The sequence below is a fragment of the Nostoc sp. CALU 546 genome (assembly GCF_048836525.1).
Map to the genome: position 1 here is coordinate 1 of NZ_JAWJTF010000371.1, position 1,815 is coordinate 1,815.

Sequence of the window (1,815 nt, forward strand, 5' to 3'; positions counted from 1 at the left end):
AGATTGGGGACTACTAAATCACCAATCTTTAATCCAAAATCTAATTTGCGCTTACGACCCAAAATCCCAAATTGCTATGACGCCTTACCTAGCAAAGATTTTACTGTATCCAGTTAAGTCACTGGATGGTGTTGAAGTTGAGAACGCTAGAGTTCTTGCTAGTGGCGCATTACAGCATGACCGCGAGTTTGCCATTTTTGACGAACAGGGTAGATTTGTCAATGGCAAGCGTCATGCTAAAATCCATTTACTAAGGGCGCAATTTGCACTCTTAAATAGAACCATCTCGTTGCAAATCCCAGGCGGCGACTCACAACAAAATTTTCATCTGGATGAGGAACGGCAAGCATTAGAAGCAACTTTGAGTGATTTTTTTGAGTTTTCTGTCATCTTGAGACAAAACTCTCTGATGGGTTTTCCTGACGATACACACTCATTAGGCCCAACGGTAATTAGTACAGCAACTTTGGCAGAAGTAGCTTCTTGGTTTCCCGGTTTAAGTATAGATGAAATGCGCCGTCGAATGCGTGCCAATATCGAGATTGGTGGTGTACCAGCATTTTGGGAAGATCAGCTATTTGGTGAACAAGGTAATGTTGTCTCCTTTCGAGTGGGAGATGTTCACCTTCTTGGGATTAACCCATGTCAGCGTTGTATAGTCCCAACACGCGATTCTTACTTAGGAGAAGCTTACCCAAACTTTCAAAAAATCTTTGCAACCCAGCGACAAGCAACTCTGCCAAATTGGGTTGCTTCATCGCCTTTTAATCATTTTTACAGATTGAGTGTTAATACCCAATTATCCCCATCCTCAACTGGAAAAATTTTACAAATCGGCGATGAGATTGACATACTTCCATAACAAAGTTAACATTTCTTCATAATAAAAAATACAAAGTAAATTTTCTTGGATTTTTTTTGTTTATAGTGTGCGTTTGCATGAAAATTTTAAAATTGTTGTAGTTAAATATAAGTTTTTGTACTAGTCCAGAGGTTTTAAGACCGGGAAATCAAAACATCAGCAATTAAAAATTAAATTTAGGATTGAGTGCTAATGGCGACCTGAGTTTTAGAATGGCATACTGTAGCTTATCGGTTAAATTTCAGTTAATCCGAAAAAATCTGTTGACACATTGCCAGATAAAACTGAGCAAATTCAGGTGCGATGGCGTATCCGCCCAACTTAGTCGATGTCTACGATGGGCTATGCCTACGCAAAGTTTAAAAATTAAGCGTTGGAGGTACTTAGCCAGTAAAATAAGTATAGACTAGGGCTTTAGTGCTTTATTATACTATAAAATGCAAATATATGTCATCGCTAAAGCGAAGATATGGCGTAATTATGCTGAGTTGAAAATGTAGCTGATATGGCAAAAATGCCCCTAGTATATGTTGGGGAAGAATTAAACAACAATGTTATCCAAACTTCAGCCAGTCAAATCTATTAATCGCTTAGTTGGCAAAGTTTATGCCAAGATGCCTCTGAGGTATGTTCTAATTGTGCCCTTTATATTGCAAATTTTTGGGGCGGTAGGACTTGTGGGCTATCTTTCGTATCAAAACGGTCAAAAAGCGGTAAAGGAGCTTGCTACTCAATTAGAAAATGAAATCTGCGATCGCATTGAACAACATCTTGATAGTTATTTAACAACTCCGAAACAAATAAATCAAATTAACTTAGATGCGGTTGAGCTAGGTTTGCTCAACCTTTCTGATTTTGCAACCACCGGATATTACTTTTGGAAACAAATGGAGTCGCCCGCAAACTCGGTTTCCGAACTATTACTCAAGCACAAATCGCCCTTCCCAATCCAC

At 38.8% G+C, this 1,815-nt stretch carries 1 protein-coding gene and 1 pseudogene; both read left to right on the forward strand.

Annotated elements, in window-relative coordinates; all coding sequences use genetic code 11:
* Positions 1-76: 76 nt before the first annotated feature.
* Positions 77-862 carry an MOSC domain-containing protein gene (locus RRG12_RS43770; protein WP_420758917.1) on the forward strand — a complete coding sequence of 262 codons (786 nt, stop codon included), beginning with the start codon at positions 77-79 and terminating at the stop codon, positions 860-862.
* A 551-nt stretch (positions 863-1,413) separates the two neighbouring features.
* A pseudogene (locus RRG12_RS43775) lies at positions 1,414-1,815 on the forward strand (hypothetical protein); the annotation flags it as partial.